We start from the raw sequence: 1,335 nt of genomic DNA, 5'->3' as shown, positions 1-1,335 counted from the left end.
GTTTTTTTATCAGCAGAAAAAACAGTGTGAAATAAACCACTGCACATCATGCGAACAAAACTAAAACAAGAAAATGAGAGTCGCGCACTTAGAGGAGGGTTTTTCGTGGTTAGGCAAATAACACAGGTAGGACTATGTGTTGTTATTTTTGTGATGGCACTTTACACCGATACAGCGAGAGCTCATGGCAAAGTTGCGATGGAAGAAGACAGCTGCATGCGCCGAATTGGCGAGAATATAATTCATCTGAGCACCTACCAGCCCCAAGTCGATGAAGAAGGTCATTATTGTACGGATATACCCAAGGCAGGAAACGCCATATTGGTGATAGACCTGGTGGATCCATCACTGCGTGAGATGCCCATAGGAATGAAGATAGTCAAGGGCAGTAAAGTGGAAGAAGGAGAGACTGTCTCCAACATTCGACCGGCATTGTATCAAGACGGTGTGATCAGCACTCAAAGTCTGCTGGACCAGGGGAAATATCTGGTACTGATAACAGCTGAGGGCGTGCCGCCCCTGAATTATGAATATCATTTACGAGTGGAAATGATCAATTATGCGGAAGTATTCAGAGCCTGGATAGGACCTGTAGTTGGCCTATTGCTGGCAACAATACTTGGGTATAAACTCTTCAGATCAAGACGTTTCAGAGAGTGGGCGGGATCACGAGAATCGAAGAAACACTAGATGATGGATGATCTAAAAGAAGAAATCATCATAACCTAACAATTTAACGACAGGAAATCTTAAATAATGTCAGCAAGATTAGCAGAAATAAAACAGGTGGTATTGACGGTATTATTAGCAGCAAGCGTGATGTTTACAACGCAAGTGCAGGCTCATGGGGGACTGGCGCTGGCGGATGACATGTGTGTACTGACGGTAGGGCCGTACCGCATGCACTTCACAGGTTATCAGCCTTTATCACAAGAAGAAGAATTCTGTGAAGACATACCGGAAGTAGGCAAGACAGTGATCGCATTGGATTACATACAAGAAGAACTGCGTCCACTGACCACAGAAGTGAGAATCATACGGGACACGGGTTCGGAAGAGAATCTGGATGCGATCACGGTGTTCCACATACCGCCCAAAGTATATCCTTCGGCATCGATAGCCATAGAGCATAGTTTTCCTGAGAAAGGGAAGTTTGTAGGCTTGGTGACGGTCACAGGCGGAGCGCAGGACTATGTATCGCGTTTTCCATTCTCAGTAGGCGAAGGACGTCCGACGCCAAAAGCGGCGATCATCGCCCCTGTCGTGCTGGTCATTGCAGTCGTCGCTTTCTTCCTCATGCGCAGAAAAAATAAAAGCACAACTTCCGCTGCTTGA

2 protein-coding genes are annotated in these 1,335 nt (G+C 46.1%); both read left to right on the top strand.

Features of this window, described 5'->3' with window-relative positions:
* Positions 1-48 precede the first annotated feature (48 nt).
* Positions 49-690: a hypothetical protein gene (locus ABF87_RS13960; RefSeq protein ID WP_164503251.1), complete on the top strand. Its 642-nt coding sequence runs from the start codon at positions 49-51 to the stop codon at positions 688-690.
* Between the two features lie 66 nt (positions 691-756).
* Positions 757-1,335, top strand: a complete 579-nt coding sequence (locus tag ABF87_RS13955) for a hypothetical protein (protein WP_160829730.1) — start codon at positions 757-759, stop codon at positions 1,333-1,335.

Source organism: Nitrosomonas sp. JL21 (genome assembly GCF_009833095.1).
Lineage (GTDB): Bacteria > Pseudomonadota > Gammaproteobacteria > Burkholderiales > Nitrosomonadaceae > Nitrosomonas.
Note: the sequence above shows the minus strand (reverse complement) of the source record. Positions and strands in the feature narration are given on the sequence as shown.

What these genes read in the sequence shown, in the direction of transcription:
- ABF87_RS13960 (WP_164503251.1), top strand. Translation starts at nt 49, where the DNA reads ATGCGAACAAAACTAAAACAAGAAAATGAGAGTCGCGCACTTAGAGGA.
- ABF87_RS13955 (WP_160829730.1), top strand. Translation starts at nt 757, where the DNA reads ATGTCAGCAAGATTAGCAGAAATAAAACAGGTGGTATTGACGGTATTA.